Here is an 18,173-nt window from a genome sequence, read left to right as displayed (position 1 = left end):
GATCCTTACTCTGCCGACTTCGGCTTGCGGCGACGGGGGCGACGGCGGTTGCGGCCATTGCCGCTGCGCTTCTCGCCATCACCGCTGCGGGAGTCGGCGCGCTCGCCGCTCGCCGGGCGGCGGGTCGCCTCCCGTTGCAGTTGCGGGCGCACGTCCGGGTTGGAGGCCACATAGCGCTCCCACCAGCTCGCCAGCTCGCCGAGGCCGCGCTCGACCCGGTTGCGCAGCAACAGGAAATCGAAGGCCGCACGGAATTTCGGGTGCTCCATGGCGCGCTCGGGGTGCTTGCCCTGGCGACGGGTCAGGCGCTGCTGCAGGGCCCAGATGTCACGCACGTCCGTGGTGAAGCGGCGTGGCACGGCGATGATCCGCACCTGGGCGTCCAGCACCTCGTTGATGGCCAGCATGAAGGCGTCATACCAGGGCAGGCCGCTCTCGTTTTCCAGCACCCGGCCGCGGGCCTCGACGGCGCCCCACAGCAGGGTGGCGTAGAGGAAGGCGGGAGTGACGCGCTTCTCTTCGCGCACCCGGGTGTCGGTGTCCATCAGCGCCTGCTCGATGAACTGCTCGTAGGGCGAGTTGCCGTGGGGCGTGAACAGGGCGGCGACCTGGGGGAACAGCGGCTGGAACAGCCCGTATTCGCGCAGCAGCTTGTAGGTGGCGAGACCGTCGCCGGCCAGGAACAGCTTGAGGGTCTCCTCGAACAGGCGGGCGGCCGGGATGTCCTGCAGCAGCGGGGCCAGCTCCCTGATAGGGGCGGCGGTGCGCGGGCTGATGGTCATGTCCAGCTTGGCGGCGAAGCGCACGGCGCGCAGCATGCGCACCGGATCTTCCCGGTAACGGGTCTCGGGGTCACCGATGAGCTCCAGCCTGCGCGCGGCCAGATCTTCCAGCCCGCCCTCGAAGTCGTGCAGGGTGAAATCCTTGGCGCTGTAGTAGAGGGCGTTGACGGTAAAGTCGCGACGCTCGGCATCCTCTTCGATGGTGCCGTAGACGTTGTCCCGCAGCAGCATGCCTTCATCGGACTGGGCCGACACATGCTTGCTGGTATTGACCTGATGGTGGTGACCCCGGAAGGTGGCCACTTCGATCACGTCACGACCAAAGACGATGTGAGCCAGGCGGAAACGGCGGCCGATGAGGCGGCAGTTGCTGAACAGCGCCTTGATCTGTTCCGGCGTCGCATCGGTGGCGATGTCGAAATCCTTGGGCGTCTTCCCGAGCAGCAGGTCACGGACACCGCCGCCGACCAGGTAGGCCTCATAGCCCCCCTTGTTCAGGCGATAGAGCACCTTGAGGGCATTCTCGCTGATCTCTTTGCGCGAAATCGGGTGCTGGTCACGGCTCAAGGTACGGCGTTGCCCGGCGACACGGGCCGGAATGGGGGACTCCACCGACTGCTCGCCGTCTTCCTTGCCGAGCACCTTGCGGCAAAAGTTTGCGATCTGGGAAAAAATGGTACACCTCGTTATGACTTCAAATTGACGGGAGGCCAAAAAAATAGCGGCCTATCATAGCTCAGGCCTAACCAAATGAAAAACCGTGCTGGCAATTGATCTCGTTTGACTCGGATTATCCCGACAAAATCACGGCCAACAGCGGCGATTTACGTTCAATCAAACCAAAATTGCCTGCGCGATTCAGTAATCAGCCAGCTGGATCTTCTCGCTGGCAGGCACCCGGGCCAACTGCCAGTGGGCGATGCCCCAGGCGACGATCTCGTCGACCGCGCCTTCCCGCAGTTCGGGGGGCGGGCACTGGCCGAGAAAGGCGAGGGCCTGCCACAGGGATGCGCTCGCCTCATCCGGATTCAGCGCCGGCGCGTGGTTCTGCTTGGAGAGCTTGTTGCCGTCCGGCAGCACCGCCAGGGGCAGATGCACCCAGGCGGGTATCTCGGCCCCCAGGGTCTGGTAGAGGGCGATCTGGCGCACCGTGGGCTCCAGCAGGTCGGCGCCGCGCACTATCTCGGTGATGCCGCTGTCCATGTCGTCCACCACCACCGCCAGGTTGTAGGCGTAGAGCCCGTCCCGGCGGCGCACGATGAAATCCTCCTCGGCCAGGGCCGCTGGCACCCTAATCTCCCCCTGCAGCGCATCCTCGAAGCGATAGACGGGGTGATGCTGGCGCAGGCGGGCGGCGCAGCCTGCGGGCGCCAGAGCCAGGTTGCGGCAGTGGCCGTTGTAGAAGCCGCCGCTGGCCATGATCTCGCGCCGGGTGCAACGGCACCAGTAGAGATCCCCGGCCCGGTGGAGTGCGGCGATGATCTCGTCGTAGCGGTCATGGCGCCGGCTCTGGTAGATCACCTCGCCATCCCAGGCGAGGCCATGGGCCTCCAGGGTCTGCAGGATGAGATCTGCGGCGCCCGCCATCTCCCGCGGGGGGTCTATGTCTTCGATGCGCACCAGCCAGCGGCCCTGCTGCGACCTTGCCTGCAGGAAGCTGCCGAGGGCGGCGACCAGGGAACCGAAGTGGAGTGGCCCGGACGGGGAGGGGGCGAAGCGGCCGACATAGGGCCGGGTGGTAGGGGGAGTCATGACCATGGCAATTCGGGTAGACGATGCATTGAGGCTGCATTCTGGGACGCCACGGGCAAAAGCTCAATAAAAAAGGGAGCGTACACGCTCCCTTCTTCGTTCATCCCGATGGGCGGCATCAGCCAGCCATCTGCTTTTCCTTGATCTCGGCCAGCGTCTTGCAGTCGACACAGAGGTCGGCTGTCGGACGGGCTTCCAGACGGCGGATGCCGATCTCGATGCCGCAATGCTCGCAGTAACCGAAGTCATCTTCCTCGAGCAGCAGCAGGGTCTTTTCGATCTTCTTGATCAGTTTGCGTTCACGATCGCGGGTGCGCAGTTCGAGCGCGAACTCTTCTTCCTGCGCGGCGCGATCCACGGGATCCGGGAAGTTGGCAGCCTCATCCTTCATATGGTCGACGGTGCGGTCAACTTCCTGCATCAGTTGGTTGCGCCAGGCTCCCAGGATCTTGCGAAAATGAACCTTCTGTTGGTCATTCATGTACTCCTCACCGGCTTGCATCTGGTAAGGCTCTACACCCGCAATGGCCAGGGGGCCCAGAGATTTCCTGTTTTCGCCTGTTGGCATGCCCTGTCTCCTAATTCAGCACGCTACCCGTGCCATCCATAAATTGAGGGCGACATCTATAGCAGAAGGGTCAACGGGAGGCAAACAAGCCTTGTCAATAATGTTACCCACTTCCGCATTTATTCTTTGCCCTCGGGTAGCATATGGCCAGATTCAAACGGGATAAAATCTTGCGCCACAATGCCCTGCACCCCAACATGGGGGCGATAGCATAAAATTTCAACCCCTGCCGCCATCGCCTGCTCGATAAGTTGACTATAGAGCGGATCGATATGGGCCGCAGGCCGCATCCGCTCGATGCCGGAGTGCAGCACCATAAATAGCAGCACGGCCCTGTGGCCGGCCGCCTTCATGGCCATCAATTCACGCAAGTGCTTGGCGCCGCGGGCGGTCACGGCATCGGGGAAGTAACCCATGCCCGGCTGCTCCCGCTCGTCGAGCAGGGTCACCGACTTCACCTCGATGTAACAATCCGGCCGCTCGTCATCCTCCAGCAGCAGGTCGATGCGGCTGTTCTCCTCGCCATATTTCACCTCGGTGCGCAGCCTGGCATAGCCCGCCAGCGGCGCGATGGCGCCCTGCTCGATCAGCTCCCGTGCAATCTGGTTGGCCCGGGCGGTGTTGACGCAGATGAAGTGGCCCGCCGGGCTCTCGGCGATTTCCCAGCTGTGGGCCAGCTTGCGCCTGGGATTGTTAGAGGTGGAATACCAGACCCGGGTACCGGGCTCGGCGCAGCCTGTCATGGCACCGGTATTGGCGCAGTGGAGGGTGATCACCTCGCCGCCCTCGAGTTGTACGTCGGTCAGGAAGCGCTTGTAGCGGGCGATCAGCTGCCCGGATTGCAGGGGGGGAGCGAAGATCATCGGCGGTTCTCCTGGGCGTTGGCGTCGGGGCGAGGGTGTGCTGCGGGTTTGGGGCGGGCGCGCAGGGGCCAGCAGGCCAGCGGCTCGTAATGGACGCCGTCCGGGGTGCTGACGGACCGGTAGAGGCAGAAGCGGTCCGCCTCGAGCTGAAAGTCGGGGGCGGGCAGCTCGCCGGGGGCCTCGTTCGCCTTGCGCGACAGGGTGACATGGGGGCGATAGCCCTGCTCGCCGTTGCCAAGCCCCAGCTTCTCGCCGTGGCGGCGCAGGGCCCTGGCCAGGACGGTGAGCTCGTTCGGCCATTCGCTGGGGCCCACCCAGGCCGCCTTGGCACGCTGAAACCAGCCGGTCTGATCCAGATGAACGCTGAAGGGCGGGCAATGCTGCTGGCCGGCGAGCGCGAGCAGGCGGGCCTGGGTCGCCTCGTCGGCCTCCCCGAGGAAGGCCAGGGTCAGGTGCAGATTGGCTTCCGGCACCGGCAGGCCGGGCCAGGGGCGCCGGTCGCGCCAGGCCGCCAGCTCGGGGGCCAGGGTGGGCAGGGGCAGGGCAAAGAAGAGTTTGGGCATGCGCGGTGTCTGTCCTCGTGGTACTCATCGCAGGGGGCCATTCTATGGCAGCTGCTCCCCGGATGTCTTGCCGTGTCGCCTGGCCCGCCAGCCGGGGGCGGGCACTGCCGCTTACGGTGGCCGGGTGGCTGTGGCAGAATGGACGCCTTTTCCAGGTCATCACAGAAGGTCCGCGCCGCTTTGTCTTTACTCCCCATCGTCTCGGTGCTGCCCGAGCTGTTTGCCGCCATCGACCGCCACGCCAGCGTGATCCTGCAGGCGCCGCCGGGGGCGGGCAAGTCGACCCTGCTGCCCCTGGAGCTGGTGCGCCGGCAGCGGCTGCCCGGTCGCATCATCATGCTGGAGCCCAGGCGCCTCGCGGCACGCAACATCGCGAGCTTCCTGGCGCGCCAGCTCGGTGAGAAGGTGGGGGAGCGCGTGGGCCTGCGGGTGCGGGGCGAGAGCCGCACCAGCGCCGCCACCCGGCTCGAGATCGTGACCGAGGGGGTGCTGACCCGGATGCTGCAGCAGGATCCCGAGCTCGCCGGCGTCTCGCTCGTCATCTTCGACGAGTTCCACGAGCGCAGCCTGCACGCCGACACCGCCCTGGCCTTCGCCATCGAGAGCCAGCAGGGGTTGCGCGACGATCTCAAGCTCCTGGTGATGTCCGCCACCCTGGATGGCATGGCGCTGGAGCGGCTTTTGCCGGATGCCCCCGTGGTGCGCTCCGAGGGACGCGGCTTTCCCATCGAGTACCACTATCGCCCCGCCAACCGCCAGCAGTGGCTGGAGCCCCAGCTCGGCGCCGTGGTGCTGGAGGCGCTGGCCGCCCACGATGGCAGCGTCCTGGTCTTCCTCCCGGGCCAGGGGGAGATAGAGCGGCTGGCGCAGTGGCTGGAAGGGCGGCTGCCGGACGAGGTGATCCTCGCCCCTCTCTACGGCCGCCTCGACATGGCGGCCCAGCAGGCGGCCATAGATCCGGCCCCGGCGGGCCGTCGCAAGCTGGTGCTCACCACCAATGTGGCGGAGACCTCTCTCACCATCGAGGGGATCTCGGTGGTCGTCGACAGCGGGCTGGAGCGGCGTGCCTCCTTCGATCTCAAGAGCGGTGTCACCCGGCTGGAGACCCGCCCCATCGCCAAGTCCTCCGCCACCCAGCGGGCAGGGCGGGCCGGTCGTCTTGGCCCCGGCGTCTGCTACCGGCTCTGGAGCGGCGAGGTGCAGGAGCGCCTCGCCGAGCAGAGCCCCCCCGACATCCTGACCCAGGAGCTGACCGGTCTGCTGCTGGATGCCGCCCAGTGGGGGGCCAGGGTGGAGGAGCTGCCGCTGCTGGACCCGCCCCCGGCCGCCGCCGTGGCCAGTGCCCAGCGGCTGCTGGTGACCCTGGGTGCCATGAAGCCGGGCGGCGAGCAACAGTTGACCCCCGAGGGGAGGGTGATGGCGGCGTTCGGTACCCATCCCCGCCTCGCCCGCATGTTGCTGCGGGCCCGGGAGCTGGAGGCCGAGGGTCTGACAGGGATTGTCGCCGATGCGGCTTTCCTGGTGGCGCTGCTGGAAGAAGATCTGCGAGGATCCGAACGCCTTTCCGTGCTGTTCCACCGCCGGCAAGGGGCCCTGCGCCAGGGGGCCACCCGCTGGTTCGAGCGGCTCGGCGTGCGCCAGGAGGCCGCCCGGGGCCAGTGGCTGGGGTTGCTGTGCGCCCTCGCCTGGCCCGATCGCATCGGCAGGCTGCGCAGCGGCCAGCGCTACCAGCTCAGTGGCGGGGTGAGCTGCGATCTGGTAGAAGGGCATCCCTGTCAGGGGCAGGGGGCCCTCGTGGCCGTCGAAATGGGTCAGAACGAGCGCGGCAGCCGCATCTTCATTGCCGAGCCTGTGGTGCTGGACGAGCTGGTGCGCCTGCTGCCGGAGATGGTGAGCGAGCGCCAGTGGTTCGACTGGGACGAGCGTGAGGAGCGGGTGCGGGCGGAGCGCCAGCAGGTGCTGGGCGAGCTGGTGCTGAGTCAGCGGCCGCTCACCGAGCTGTCGGACGAACAGAAAGGGCGCTGCCTGCTGCAGGGGATCCGGCGCAAGGGGCTGCACGTGCTGCCCTGGGACGACGCCAGCGAGGGGCTGCTGGCCCGCTTGCGCTGCGCCGCCGAGTGGCTGCCGGACGAGGGCTGGCCCGCGATGGACGAGGAGAGCCTGCTCGCGGGTCTCGAGCAGTGGCTGCTGCCGGCGGTGAGCGGTATGACCCGGCTGGAGCAGTTGAAAAAACTCGACATGAGCGACATCCTGCGCCAGTCGCTGCCCTGGCCATTGCCCAGGCGGCTGGACGAGGCACTGCCTAGTCACTTCACGGCGCCGACCGGCAGCCGGGTGCGGATCCGTTACCAGCCGGGGCAGGCGCCGGCGATCCCGGTGCGGATCCAGGAGATGTTCGGGCTGGGCACCACCCCCTGCGTGGCCGACGGCCGGGTGCCCCTGGTGGTGGAGCTGCTCTCCCCGGCCCAGCGGCCCTTGCAGATCACCGCGGATCTCACCGCCTTCTGGGCGGGATCCTACGAACAGGTAAAGAAAGAGATGAAGGGTCGATACCCCCGCCACTACTGGCCGGACAATCCGCTGGAGGCCATGCCGACCAGGGTGACCAAGAAGAAGATGGGGCTGCAGGAGTAGCCGGCACTAAAGTGACCGGCCGGTGCGACCAGAGCAGGATGGACCAGGCACAGGGCCGATCCACCACAGGAACCGGCATACCTGGCCGCTCGCGAATGCGAGATGACGAGTAGGAAAACAAGAGGATTTATGGCAACCCAACGACGCAAGAGCCCCCCCAAGAAGGCGGCGCCCAAACGCACCATCTGGCGCACCCTGTTCTGGCTTGGTTTCAAGATCTCCCTGGTGGTGGGCGCCTTCATGGTGGTGTTCGGCATCTACCTGGATACCAAGGTGCGCGAGCGCTTCGACGGCGAGAAGTGGCAGTTGCCCGTGATGGTCTACAGTCGCCCGCTGGAGCTCTATCCCAGCCAGCGTCTCTCCCAGACCCAGATGCTGCGCGAGCTCAACATGCTGAGCTACAAGCAGGTGCGCCAGCCGCACACCCCGGGGGAGTACGCGGTGAGCGGCAACCGCATCGAGCTTATCCGCCGTCCATTCGAGTTCCACGACGGGGCCGACGGCGCCCGCGGCCTGCGCCTCACCTTCAACGGGGCGCGGCTCGAGGGGATTCAGTCCCTGGAGAACCAGCGTCAGCTCGGCTACGCCCAGATGGACCCTGTGCTGCTGGATCGCCTCAACACCGAGGATCGGGAGGATCGTCTGCTGGTGCGGCTCTCCGAGGTGCCTGACAGCCTGCTGGTCACCCTGCTCACCACGGAAGACCGTGACTTCTACCAGCACGGCGGCGTCTCGCCCGTGGCCATCATGCGTGCCATGGCGGCCAACCTGCTGGCGGGGCGCACCGTCCAGGGGGGCAGCACCCTCACCCAGCAGCTCGCCAAGAACTTCTTCCTGACCCGTGAGCGCAGCCTGTGGCGCAAGCTGCAGGAGGCCTACATGGCGGTGCTCATCGACTACCGCTACAGCAAGGACGAGATCCTGGAGGCCTACCTCAACGAGGTCTATCTGGGGCAGAACTTCTCCCAGGGGGTTTACGGCTTCGGGTTGGCCTCCTACTTCTACTTCGGCATCCCGGTCAACGAGCTGGACATCGATCAGGTGGCCCTGCTGGTGGGCATGGTGAAGGGCCCCTCCTATTACGATCCCTGGCGCTTCCCGGACCGGGCCAAGGCGCGCCGGGATCTGGTGCTCAAGCTCCTGATGGACCACGGCAGCCTGACCCAGGCCGAGTATGAGCTGGCCAGCAAGCAGCCGCTGGGCATCATCGCCCGCGGCCAGATGAGCTATGGCCGCACCCCGGCCTTCATGGGGCTGCTCAAGCGGGAGATCCAGAGCCGCTTCGGCCCGGATCTGCTCAAGCAGTCCGGACTCAAGATCTTCACCAGCCTGGATCCCATCGCCCAGCACGCCGCCGAGCAGGCGGTGCAGACGGGGCTGGCCACCATAGAGAAGCAGCGCGGCAAGAAGAAGCTGGAGGCGGCCATGGTGGTCTCCGACTGGCACAAGGGCGAGGTGGTGGCCATGGTGGGGGGACGGGATCCCCGTTACGCCGGCTTCAACCGGGCGCTGGATGCCCGCCGCCAGATCGGCTCCCTGGTGAAGCCGGCGGTCTACCTGACCGGCCTCTCCAACGGCCTGACCCTGGGCACACCGCTGAAAGATCAGCCGATCCGCATCCGCGGCCAGGACGGCCAGATCTGGACGCCCCAGAACTACGATCGCAAGTTCCGCCAGAGCGTACCGCTGATGGAGGCGCTCGCCAGCTCCCTCAACGTGCCGACCGTCAACCTCGGGATGCAGGTCGGTCTGGACAAGGTGGTGGACACCCTGCACAAGCTCGGCGTGGAGCAGGAGATCCAGCCTTATCCGTCCCTGGTGCTGGGGGCCGTGGCCCTCTCCCCCATGGAGGTGAACCAGATGTACCTGCCCATCGCGAACCAGGGGCTGACCCAGCCCCTGTCGGCGATCCGCGCCGTGGTGAACGGCGATGGCAGCCAGCTCTACCAGCATGACGAGACCGCGAAGCGGGTGACGGATCCCCAGGCGAGCTGGCTGACCCTGTTCGCCATGACCAAGACGGTGAGCCAGGGCACGGCCCGGGCGCTGGGCGCCAAGTTCCCCGGCGCCACCATGGCCGCCAAGACGGGGACCACCAACGAGCTGCGGGACTCCTGGTTCGCCGGGATGGATAACAACGAGCTGGTGAGCGTCTGGGTCGGCCGCGACGACAACACCCCGGCCGGGCTGACCGGTGCCAGCGGGGCGCTCCAGCTGTTCAGCGGCTACATGAGCCAGCGCGGGGTCAACAGCCTGGGGCTGAAGATGCCGGAAGGGGTGAGCTGGGCCAACTTCTCCCGCGCGAGCGGGGCCCGGGTGGCCAGCGACTGCCCCGGCAGCCTGCAGGTGCCGGCCAAGCTGGCCGGTCTGGCCGAGCCCATGAGCTGTGCCAGCCCGGTCTCCAACCCGGTCAACGCGCTGGACAACTGGTTCAACGGTTTCTTCAACTAACTGCGACGGGCAGCCCTGGCTGCCCGTGTTGCAAGGAGTGCCCATGACGACTCCCCTGTTTGACGCCATCCACCACGTGGCCATCATCGCCAGCGACTATGAGCGCTCCCGCCACTTCTATCACCAGGTGCTGGGGCTGCCCGTCATTGCGGAGACCCTGAGGGCCGAGCGCCAGTCGTGGAAGCTGGATCTGGCGCTGCCGGACGGAAGCCAGCTGGAGCTGTTCAGCTTTCCGGCGCCGCCGCCGCGCCCCTCCCGGCCGGAGGCGTGCGGTTTGCGCCACCTGGCGTTCCGGGTGGGGGAGCTGGACAGGGTCATCGCCCATCTGCAGCGGCACGGCGTCGAGGTGGAGCCGGTGCGGGTGGACGAGCTGACCGGCCGGCGCTTCACCTTCTTCGCCGACCCCGACGGCCTGCCGCTGGAGCTCTACGAAGCGCAGCCATAGGGATGTGCCGCTCAGGCCTCAGTCCCCCAAACAGAAGAAGCCGCCAGGCAAACCGGGCGGCTTCTTTCTTTGCGTCAACTGGGGGTCAGGCGGTGGTGAGCAGGGCCACGGCGACGGCCATCACCAGGATGCCGACCCAGCCGACGGGCTTGAGCCGCTCGCCGAACAGCAGCAGTCCGCCGAGGGCGGTACCCAGGATCCCGATGGCGCCCCAGGTGGCATAGGCCACGGCAAGATCGATCCGGCCCGTGCTGACCGCCTCCGACAGCAGGGTGAAGGCGCACAGTACCAGCAGGATGCCGAGCAGGCCCCAGCCCTTGTGGCGAAAGCCGAGCGAGCGGTTGATCGCCATGTTGGCGCCGATATCCAGCAAGGCGGCGCCCAGCACTATCATCAGCGGGTGCATGGGACCTCCCTGGCCTCGTGGGCGCTGTGCGTGGGGGCGACCGGCTCCTCGTGGCGCTCACCCATCGTCACCAGAACAATCCCCACTATGGCCAGCGCCAGTCCGATCAACTCCTGAGCATTCAGGCGGTAGTCGAGGAACAGTACGGAGACGACGGTGATCAGCGCGATCCCCAGCCCCTCCCAGAGCGCGAAGGCAATGCCAATGGAGATTGTTGTGGCGGCTTTGGCCAACAACAGGTAGGAGAGCGAGATGAGTGCCCACATGGGCAGGTAGTTGAGCCAGCCGGCCTGGTTCTCCGGGATCATGGCCATGGTGGAGGTGCCGGCGACCTCGGTCAGGATGGCGCCCGTCAGGAAGAGGCGGGCCAGGAGCATGGGATTGAATAACATAAAATGTCCTTTTGTTGCTGCGACGGGGCCATGATAGCCGCAGCCCGCTCAGGCGGCAGAATCGCTGAGCGTCGACAACTCAGACGCTGACGGTTTGCCTTGGCAGCAGCGGGCGAGATAAGGTGAATGCCGGATACCTAGCTCACGACCCAAATCATGAAGCTCTACCAGATACAACTCTTTGTGGAATCAGCCAGCAGTGGCTCCATCGCCAATGCGGCCCGCCGCCTTGGCAAGAGTCGCAGCGCGGTCAGCACGGCGATCGCGGCGCTTGAGATTGAGCTTGGCGTCGAACTTTTTGAACGAGGGGCCAACCAGAGCCGGCTGACCGAGATCGGCGAGCAGGTGCTGGACGACTGCAAACGGCTGCTGCAGGCCGCCAACAGCCTCAAGCTCAAGTGCGAGCACCATGCCTCCGGCGCCGAGGTGGCGCTGCGGGTGGCGCGGGATGACGCCATCCCCGAGGCGGTGTGGCGGGAGATGCTGGGCCAGCTGCGCCACCAGTTTCCCGGCACCAGCATCTCCCTGGTGCTGGCCTCGCCGCCTGAGCTGCCCGCCCTGGTGGAGGAGGGGTTCGTGGATGCCGCCTTCGGCCTCATCACCGAGGAGCAGGAGCGCAGCGGCCTCAGCATCGAGGTGCTCAACCCAATCCGCACCCTGATGGTGGTGGCCCCGAGCCACCCGCTGGCCAGCCTGAAGCGGGTGCTGCAGCAGGACCTGACCGGCCATACCCAGGTCACCCTCTCCTATGTGGACGAATTCTCGGTCAAGAGCCTGCTGCCCATCGGGGGCCATCACATCGGGCTGTCGAGCTTCGAGCTGATGCGGGATGCGGTGCTCGACGGCCTCGGCTGGGCCGTGCTGCCGTCACCGCTGATCCAGAGCCAGCTGCGCCAGGGGGAGCTGCTGACCCTGAAACACAAGTTCAGCCTGCAGTGGCGCGACTACGGGGTCTATCTGGCGGAAAATGCCCACCATGGCAAGGTGCTGGCCTGGCTCAAGAAGGCCATCGGGGCCTATCTCGAACCCTTCGAATGACCGCGTTCGGGGGCGCCGCCGGACATGGCGGCACCAGGGGGATCAGCGCAGGCTGCGCCGGGAGAGCGGCTGGCGCGGGCGAAAGGGCAGCGCCAGGAGGCTGAGCAGCAGATCCCCCAGCAGGGAGGCCATCAGGCCCACCGTCACGCCGCAGAGGATGGCGGCCTGATTGAGCGGCACCACATAGCCGTAGTTGTGCAGGGTGTCCTGCCAGAGCAGGGGATCGGCGCGCAGCAGCAGGTGGGAGAGCTGCCGATACCAGGCCTGGTCCCGGAAGGCGAGTTCCTGCTGCAGGTGCCGCTGCTGGCTCACCAGCTGTTGCAGGCTGGCGGCATCCTGGGTGAAGACGGGATCCTGGCTGGCGCCGTAGTGGGCGACCAGGGCCTGAAGATCGCCCTGGAAGTGCTGATCCGCGGTGCGCTGGAAGGGTGCCAGACTGAGGTCGGCCTGTTACAGGCGCGCATCCAGCCGCTGGTAGTAGAGATCGACGATCCCGGGGATCTGCACGCCAGCCAGCAAGCCGAGGGCAAACAGCATCATGCGAAGGTAGCTGCGCATCATCATCATCCTGAGTGAACGGAGTGGCCATACTAGCCGCAAGCCGTGGGAGAGCCAAGACGGCGGTGCCCGTTCTGCCGGCCTGGGGGGGCAGAACGGTCCAGGGGCGGATTCAATGGAATGCGTTTTTGACACGAATGCTTACATTTCTGTGATTCACGTCATCTTTTGACTGACCTAGAATGCGCGCTTTTCCAAGGAAAAGTCGGCATGAGCAAGTTCATTCCTCTCTATCTGATCGGTGGCCTGATTGCCTTCAGCTGGGCTGCCCTGCCGGATCATGGCCCCTGGGATCACTGGGATCTCGCCCTCTTCCAGCTGGTCAATGGCTGGCTCGGCCACTCCCCCCGCTGGGCCGATCTGGTGGCCATCACCAACAACCGCCTGTTCGATCTGGCCGCGCTGGCCTGCATGGGGGGGATCCTCGCCACCTGTTTCTTCCGTGCCGGGGAGCAGGATCGCCGCCGTCTGGTGGCCATGGGATGCGTGATGCTGCTGGCGGCCCTGGTGATCAATCAGCTCGGTCACCTGCTGCCGGTCAGCCGCCCCAGCCCCACCCTGATGGTGGAAGGGGCGCTGCGGCTGACCGAGCTCAGCACCATCCCGACCAAGGATTCCGCCGGCGACAGTTTCCCCGGTGATCATGCCCTGTTCCTGATGATCTTCGCCGGCTTCACCCTGCGCTATCTGCCGCGCCGGGCCGCCATGATCGCCCTGCTGATGGTGCCTCTGTTCTCGGCCCCCCGCATCCTCGCCGGCGCTCACTGGATGACGGATGTCTATGTCGGCGCCCTCTGCCTCTCCCTGATCTGCCTGCCGCCCCTGCTGCTGAGCCCCCTGTCGGATCGGTTGATCGACCGCATTGCTCCCCGGCTGCCCCGCTGGATCTCCTGAGCCCACCCGGAGGCCGAGAAATAAAAAGAAGGCGGGGTGGCCCGCCTTCTTTTGCTTATCTCCCATCGGTGCTGTGGTCGTCGCGAAATGACCAGGACTACGCCCGATGAGCCCGGGCCTTGGCCCTGATGACAAGTATGGTCAGCGCCATTCGGATTCTGCCAACGGAAATGGATGACACCAAACGTTTGCATCAGGCGAGAGCTTGATCCTGGCCAGGATTTTTTCCGTGTACTGCCTTAGAATCGCCGCCCGTTGCTGGAGGTCTCACTATGCTCGTCACTTGTCTGCGTCTCTTGTTTATCGGCTGTGCCCTAGTCTTTATCTTCATGCTGATCCACGCCTGGTGGCACAAACGCCAGCAGGGCTCCCTTGAACCCACCCCCTTCTGGCCGGTGGCGGGCATCGGCTTCGTCGCGAACTTTCTCGATACTCTGGGGGTCGGCAGCTTCGCGGTGAAGACCGCCTGCTACAAGCAGTTCAAGCTGATCGACGATCGGCTGTTGCCCGGCACCCTCAACGGTCAGTGCGTGCTGCCGACGGTCACCCAGTCCCTCATCTTCATCGGTGCCGTCAAGGTGGATCCCCTCACCCTGGTCGGCATGATGGGCGCGGCGGCGGCAGGGGCCGCCTGGGGGGCGCGCCACGTCGCCTCCTTCGATCGCCAGACCATACGGCTGGTGATGGCGGTCTCCCTGCTGGTGGTGGCCGGCCTCATCTTCGCGGGTCTGCTGGGGTTGTTTCCCCTGGGCGGCGAGGCCATGGGGCTGAGCGGTTACAAGCTCGGGATCGCCCTGGCAGGCAACTTCCTCTTCGGGGTGCTGATGAACGTCGGCATCGGCCTGTTTGCCCCCTGCATGACCCTCGTCTATCTGCTCGGCATGAACCCGCTGGCGGCCTTCCCCATCATGATGGGCTCCACCGCCGTGCTCAGCGTCTTCTCGGCGGGTACCTTCATCCGCAAGGGGGCCTTCGATGCGCGGGCGGTGCTGGCGGTGGCGCTCTTCGGTCCCATCGGGGTGGTGCTGGCGGCCATGCTGGTTCAGTCCATGGACATGGCGATGCTCAAATGGCTGGTGGCCTTCATCGTCATCTATACCTCCTGGACCATGTACGCCTCCTGGAAGGCGGCCAGGGGAGAGCCCGAGAGCCAGCCCCGGCTGGCCGAAGATGCGGGTTAACCTCATCAACCCAAACCAGCTATCTCGTTCGCCGGATCCTGCGTCTGGCGAGCGGAGTCCCCACCTGCTCTCCCCCGGTCGGGGGACGCTGGCTTGAAGCGACCAGCGCCGCCTCGGCCCTGGCCCCCAGAAACACATAGAGCCCCAGCGCCAGCAGCAAGCCCACGGCGCAGCCCATCACCCCCACCGCAGGCCAGAGCAGCTCGACCTGGCCGAGGGAGCCCTTGAACAGCAGCAACAGCCCCTCGATGGAGACCGCGATCAGGATGGCGGCGATGAAGCGGGTAATGGTGCGGCGGATGGCGCTGTGGCGGAAGATGTCCTTATGCAGCAGCACCTCCTCCTCCAATATGGTCTTGCCCAGATCGAATACCGCCAGCGCCAGGGTCAGGAAGATGATGGCGCTGAAGGCGCCGAGCCGGTTCTGCTGGGTGCCGCACAGCAGCAGGTAGAGCTGCTCGAGGCCGTGCCAGATCAGGGTGCCGACGATGAGAAACAGCGCCAGGCTCAGGATGACGTAGACGGCCCTGAACCAGGGAATGGCGCGGCGCCGCTCCCTGTCTCCCATCAGCCAGGCGATCAGCGGGTGCAGGTTGATCTCCAGTTCGCGACCGTGGCCCTGCACCAGCACGCGCAGCTGCCCCTGGGCCGCCGGAATGGGCGCCTGGATGCAGGGGCTCGTCTGATGTGGTGTCAGGCTTCGCACCTCCTGCACGAAGGAGTAGGCCTTGAGGGACTCCTGGGGGAGGGTGAGCAACCCCAGCAGCAGGGGGGTCAGCTCGGTTTCGTACTCCTGATAGCGCCGCAGCACATCGATGGGGCTCATCTCTGCCATACACACCTCGATCAAGTGGGCTCCTGCACGGATCAGTGCAAATAGTGGGCCCGCTTTATGACAACCTGGGTGGCGCTGGCTGCACCAGAGGGCGGCAAATCCTGGCCCGGGGGAGTCCCCTTGCACCAGAAGGGAGCGTGGGCGCCAGCCCGGAGGCGAGGCAACAAAAAGGGCCCATCGGGCCCTTTGTCATTCGGATGGCGCTCAGCCCGCCAGCTTGGCGAAGCTGCGCTCGGCGGCGGCCAGGGTGTGCTCGATCTCCTTATCGCCGTGGGCCAGGGACAGGAAACCCGCCTCGTAGGCGCTCGGCGCCAGATAGACACCCTCCTCCAGCATCAGATGGTAGAAGCGCTTGAAGCGTTCCATGTCACAGCGAGTCACCTGCTCATAGCGGGTGATCTCGGGCTCTTCGGTGAAGAAGAACCCGAACATGCCGCCCACATAGGTGATGGCGAGCGGAATGCCGTGCTTGGCGGCGGCGGCCTTGAGCCCTTCTGCAACCCGCGCCGTCTTGGCGCTCAGCCGATCATAGAGACCCGGTTCCAGCAGCAGATCCAGCATGGCGAGGCCGGCGGCCATGGCCACCGGGTTGCCGGACAGGGTGCCCGCCTGATAGACGGGACCGGTCGGGGCTATGTGCTGCATCACCTTCTTCTTGCCGCCGAAGGCGCCCACCGGCATGCCGGCGCCGATGATCTTGCCGAGGGTGGTGAGGTCCGGATCGATGTTGTAGTGGCCCTGGGCGCCGCGCAGGGAGACGCGGAAGCCGGTCATCACCTCGTCCAGGATCAGCAGAGCGCCGAATTCGTCGCAGATGGCGCGCAGCCCTTCCAGGAAGCCGGGGACCGGCGGGATGCAGTTCATGTTGCCCGCCACCGGCTCGACGATGATGCAGGCGATCTCGCTGCCGTACTGGGTGAAGGCCTCGCGCACCGAGTCCAGATCGTTATAGACACAGGTGAGAGTGTGCTTGGCGAAGTCGGCCGGCACGCCCGGGCTGTTGGGCTGGCCCAGGGTCAGGGCGCCGGAGCCGGCCTTGACCAGCAGGGAGTCGGCGTGACCGTGATAGCAGCCTTCAAACTTGACGATCTTGTCGCGGCCCGTATAGCCGCGTGCCAGGCGGATGGCGCTCATGGTGGCCTCGGTGCCGGAGTTGACCATCCGAACCTGCTCCATGGAGGGCACGATCTGGCGCACCTTCTCGGCCATCAGCACCTCGATCTCGGTGGGGGCACCGTAGCTCAGCCCCTTTTCCACCGCCTTGATGACGGCGGCCTTGATGGCCGGGTGGTTGTGACCCAGCAGCATGGGGCCCCAGGAGCCGATGTAGTCCACGTAGGCCTGGCCGTCCACGTCATAGAGATAGGCACCGTCGGCGTGATCGATGAAGCGGGGGGTACCACCGACCCCATTGAAGGCGCGGACCGGTGAGTTGACGCCGCCCGGAATGGTCTGGCGGGCCTGTTCAAACAGCTGATCTGATTTTGACATGGATCATCCTTAATGGGATTTTGGTCGTTACCCGGGCACAGACGGCCGATTGCGGCTCGGCAAGGTCGGGGCGGGAGGAGTATGCTTTGCGCTCTCGCCATCCGGGCTCCCGGTCTGCTCCCGTGATAAAAGAAACGGGCCGACTATAGCAGAAAGGCCCTGTGCTGGGCAGCCGAGCCGAGTCCGGGGTGTCTTCCAATCTTGCTGACTCAATGTGGTTTCAGATGGTGCAACAAACTATCCCCCACGGCGAGGCGGGTGCGCCGCCTCGTCCTCCCGTCCTGCAACGCTTGATCCGGCAGGACAAGATGCCGCTCCTCGTACTGCTGCTGGCCGTCCTGGTCGGGCTCCTGGCCGGCGTGGTCTGCGGATTGTTTGAATCCGGCGTGCACTGGCTGGCCCAGCAGCGCCTCGTGCTGCTGGCCGATCGTCCCTGGTGGCAACTCGGCCTGATCGGCTTTGGTTTCAGCGCCCTGCTGGGCATGATAGGTTATTTCCTGACCCATGCCTTCGCGCCGGAGGCGGGCGGGTCGGGCATTCCCGAGATCGAGGGGGCCATGGACGATCTGCGCCCGGTGCGCTGGTGGCGGGTGCTGCCGGTCAAGTTCTTCGGCGGTATCTGCACCCTGAGCTCCGGCATGGTGCTGGGACGGGAGGGGCCCTCGGTACAGATCGGCGGCAACCTCGGCAAGATGGTGGCCGATATCTTCCGGCTGCCGAGGGAACACGGCCATGCCCTGCTGGCGGCCGGCGCGGCGGGGGGCCTGGCCGCGGCCTTCAATGCACCGCTGGCGGGGATCCTCTTTGTCATGGAGGAGATGCGACCGCAGTTTCGCTACTCCTTCCTCGCCATCAAGGCGGTGGGGATCTCCGCCGTCATGGCGACCCTGATGCTGCAGAACATGAAGGGGCAAGGTGCGGTGATCAGCCTGCCCCACTACGATGCCCCGGCCCTGAAGGCGCTCTGGCTGTTCCTCGTCATGGGGGGCTGTTTCGGCGTGCTGGGTTTCGTGTTCAACAAGCTGGTGCTGGCCTGCCAGGACGGCTATCTGGCGCTGCATCAAAACAAGCGTCACCGCTTCGTCGCCATCGGCATGCTGGTGGCGGGCACCTTCGGCGTGCTGTCGCTGTTCGCCCCTGTGGTGACCGGCGGTGGCACCGAGCTCATTCCGCTGCTGATGGGGGATGACTACGCCATGGCCACCCTGTTTCTCATCTTCTCGGTGCGCCTCATCGCCACCCTCGTCTGTTTCTGCTCCGGTGCTCCCGGTGGCGTCTTCGCCCCCACCCTGGCACTCGGTACCCTGTTCGGGGTGATCT

At 65.9% G+C, this 18,173-nt stretch carries 16 protein-coding genes and 1 pseudogene (1 of these 17 cut by a window edge); 7 read left to right on the top strand and 10 right to left on the bottom strand.

From position 1 onward, the window contains the following. Positions 1 to 5: 5 nt before the first annotated feature. The 5 genes from pcnB to thpR form a co-directional block, all read right to left on the bottom strand. Positions 6 to 1,496, bottom strand: a complete 1,491-nt coding sequence (pcnB, locus tag I6L39_RS02670; protein WP_216990950.1) for a polynucleotide adenylyltransferase PcnB — start codon at positions 1,494 to 1,496, stop codon at positions 6 to 8. A gap of 144 nt (positions 1,497 to 1,640) precedes the next feature. Next, a complete protein-coding gene (gene gluQRS, locus I6L39_RS02665) occupies positions 1,641 to 2,540 on the bottom strand; it encodes a tRNA glutamyl-Q(34) synthetase GluQRS (RefSeq protein WP_216990949.1) in 900 nt (299 codons plus the stop codon). Between the two features lie 112 nt (positions 2,541 to 2,652). Next, positions 2,653 to 3,102, bottom strand: a complete 450-nt coding sequence (dksA, locus tag I6L39_RS02660) for an RNA polymerase-binding protein DksA (protein ID WP_042077798.1) — start codon at positions 3,100 to 3,102, stop codon at positions 2,653 to 2,655. Positions 3,103 to 3,221: 119 nt separating this feature from the next. Beyond that, on the bottom strand, positions 3,222 to 3,965 hold the full coding sequence (gene sfsA, locus I6L39_RS02655; RefSeq protein ID WP_042077797.1) for a DNA/RNA nuclease SfsA: 744 nt from the start codon (positions 3,963 to 3,965) through the stop codon (positions 3,222 to 3,224). Continuing rightward, on the bottom strand, positions 3,962 to 4,528 hold the full coding sequence (gene thpR / locus I6L39_RS02650; RefSeq protein ID WP_216990948.1) for an RNA 2',3'-cyclic phosphodiesterase: 567 nt from the start codon (positions 4,526 to 4,528) through the stop codon (positions 3,962 to 3,964). The genes sfsA and thpR overlap by 4 nt, the downstream gene beginning before the upstream one ends. Before the next feature lie 180 nt (positions 4,529 to 4,708). Here thpR and hrpB point away from each other — a divergent pair, with 180 nt between their 5' ends. The 3 genes from hrpB to I6L39_RS02635 all read left to right on the top strand — a co-directional run bounded on the left by hrpB (position 4,709) and on the right by I6L39_RS02635 (position 10,058). Continuing rightward, entirely contained in the window at positions 4,709 to 7,162 is a 2,454-nt protein-coding gene (gene hrpB / locus I6L39_RS02645; protein ID WP_216990947.1) for an ATP-dependent helicase HrpB, read from the top strand. Positions 7,163 to 7,291: 129 nt separating this feature from the next. Beyond that, positions 7,292 to 9,613 (top strand): penicillin-binding protein 1B, encoded by a 2,322-nt coding sequence (mrcB, locus tag I6L39_RS02640; protein WP_202041727.1) that lies wholly within the window; start codon positions 7,292 to 7,294, stop codon positions 9,611 to 9,613. 43 nt (positions 9,614 to 9,656) lie between these two features. Next, positions 9,657 to 10,058 carry a VOC family protein gene (locus I6L39_RS02635; RefSeq protein ID WP_216990946.1) on the top strand — a complete coding sequence of 134 codons (402 nt, stop codon included), beginning with the start codon at positions 9,657 to 9,659 and terminating at the stop codon, positions 10,056 to 10,058. An 85-nt stretch (positions 10,059 to 10,143) separates the two neighbouring features. Here the strand turns inward: I6L39_RS02635 and I6L39_RS02630 are convergent, their stop codons facing one another. Next, on the bottom strand, positions 10,144 to 10,464 hold the full coding sequence (locus I6L39_RS02630; protein ID WP_042077791.1) for an SMR family transporter: 321 nt from the start codon (positions 10,462 to 10,464) through the stop codon (positions 10,144 to 10,146). Continuing rightward, positions 10,452 to 10,856, bottom strand: coding sequence for an SMR family transporter (locus I6L39_RS02625; protein ID WP_216990945.1), 405 nt, complete (start codon positions 10,854 to 10,856; stop codon positions 10,452 to 10,454). The genes I6L39_RS02630 and I6L39_RS02625 overlap by 13 nt, the downstream gene beginning before the upstream one ends. A 156-nt stretch (positions 10,857 to 11,012) precedes the next feature. Between I6L39_RS02625 and I6L39_RS02620 the strand changes: the two genes are divergently transcribed. Then, a complete protein-coding gene (locus I6L39_RS02620; RefSeq protein ID WP_209794121.1) occupies positions 11,013 to 11,894 on the top strand; it encodes a LysR family transcriptional regulator in 882 nt (293 codons plus the stop codon). A gap of 42 nt (positions 11,895 to 11,936) precedes the next feature. On the opposite strand, the pseudogene I6L39_RS02615 reads toward I6L39_RS02620, so the two are convergent. Then, positions 11,937 to 12,452: pseudogene (locus I6L39_RS02615) on the bottom strand (DUF2937 family protein). Positions 12,453 to 12,662: 210 nt separating this feature from the next. Between I6L39_RS02615 and I6L39_RS02610 the strand changes: the two are divergent. Next, positions 12,663 to 13,346, top strand: a complete 684-nt coding sequence (locus I6L39_RS02610; protein ID WP_216990944.1) for a phosphatase PAP2 family protein — start codon at positions 12,663 to 12,665, stop codon at positions 13,344 to 13,346. Between the two features lie 272 nt (positions 13,347 to 13,618). Further along, positions 13,619 to 14,527, top strand: a complete 909-nt coding sequence (locus I6L39_RS02605) for a sulfite exporter TauE/SafE family protein (protein ID WP_042077787.1) — start codon at positions 13,619 to 13,621, stop codon at positions 14,525 to 14,527. A 19-nt stretch (positions 14,528 to 14,546) separates the two neighbouring features. On the opposite strand, the gene I6L39_RS02600 is transcribed toward I6L39_RS02605, so the two are convergent. Both I6L39_RS02600 and hemL read right to left on the bottom strand, forming a co-directional pair. After that, the gene (locus tag I6L39_RS02600; protein ID WP_042077824.1) at positions 14,547 to 15,362 is read right to left on the bottom strand and encodes a hypothetical protein; all 816 of its coding nucleotides are present in this window, start codon (positions 15,360 to 15,362) and stop codon (positions 14,547 to 14,549) included. 204 nt (positions 15,363 to 15,566) lie between these two features. Next, complete coding sequence (gene hemL, locus I6L39_RS02595) at positions 15,567 to 16,853, bottom strand: glutamate-1-semialdehyde 2,1-aminomutase (protein ID WP_216990943.1); 1,287 nt, start codon at positions 16,851 to 16,853, stop codon at positions 15,567 to 15,569. Between the two features lie 308 nt (positions 16,854 to 17,161). Between hemL and clcA the strand changes: the two genes are divergently transcribed. Then, on the top strand, positions 17,162 to 18,173 hold the 5' portion of the coding sequence (gene clcA, locus I6L39_RS02590) for a H(+)/Cl(-) exchange transporter ClcA (protein ID WP_254203769.1). It continues 299 nt past the right edge of the window; 1,012 of the gene's 1,311 nt are visible here — the first part of the coding sequence; the start codon lies at positions 17,162 to 17,164; its stop codon lies beyond the right edge, outside the window.

Origin of the sequence: Aeromonas sp. FDAARGOS 1409 (assembly GCF_019048705.1) — a bacterium.
Lineage (GTDB): Bacteria > Pseudomonadota > Gammaproteobacteria > Enterobacterales > Aeromonadaceae > Aeromonas > Aeromonas sanarellii.
Note: the sequence above shows the minus strand (reverse complement) of the source record. Positions and strands in the feature narration are given on the sequence as shown.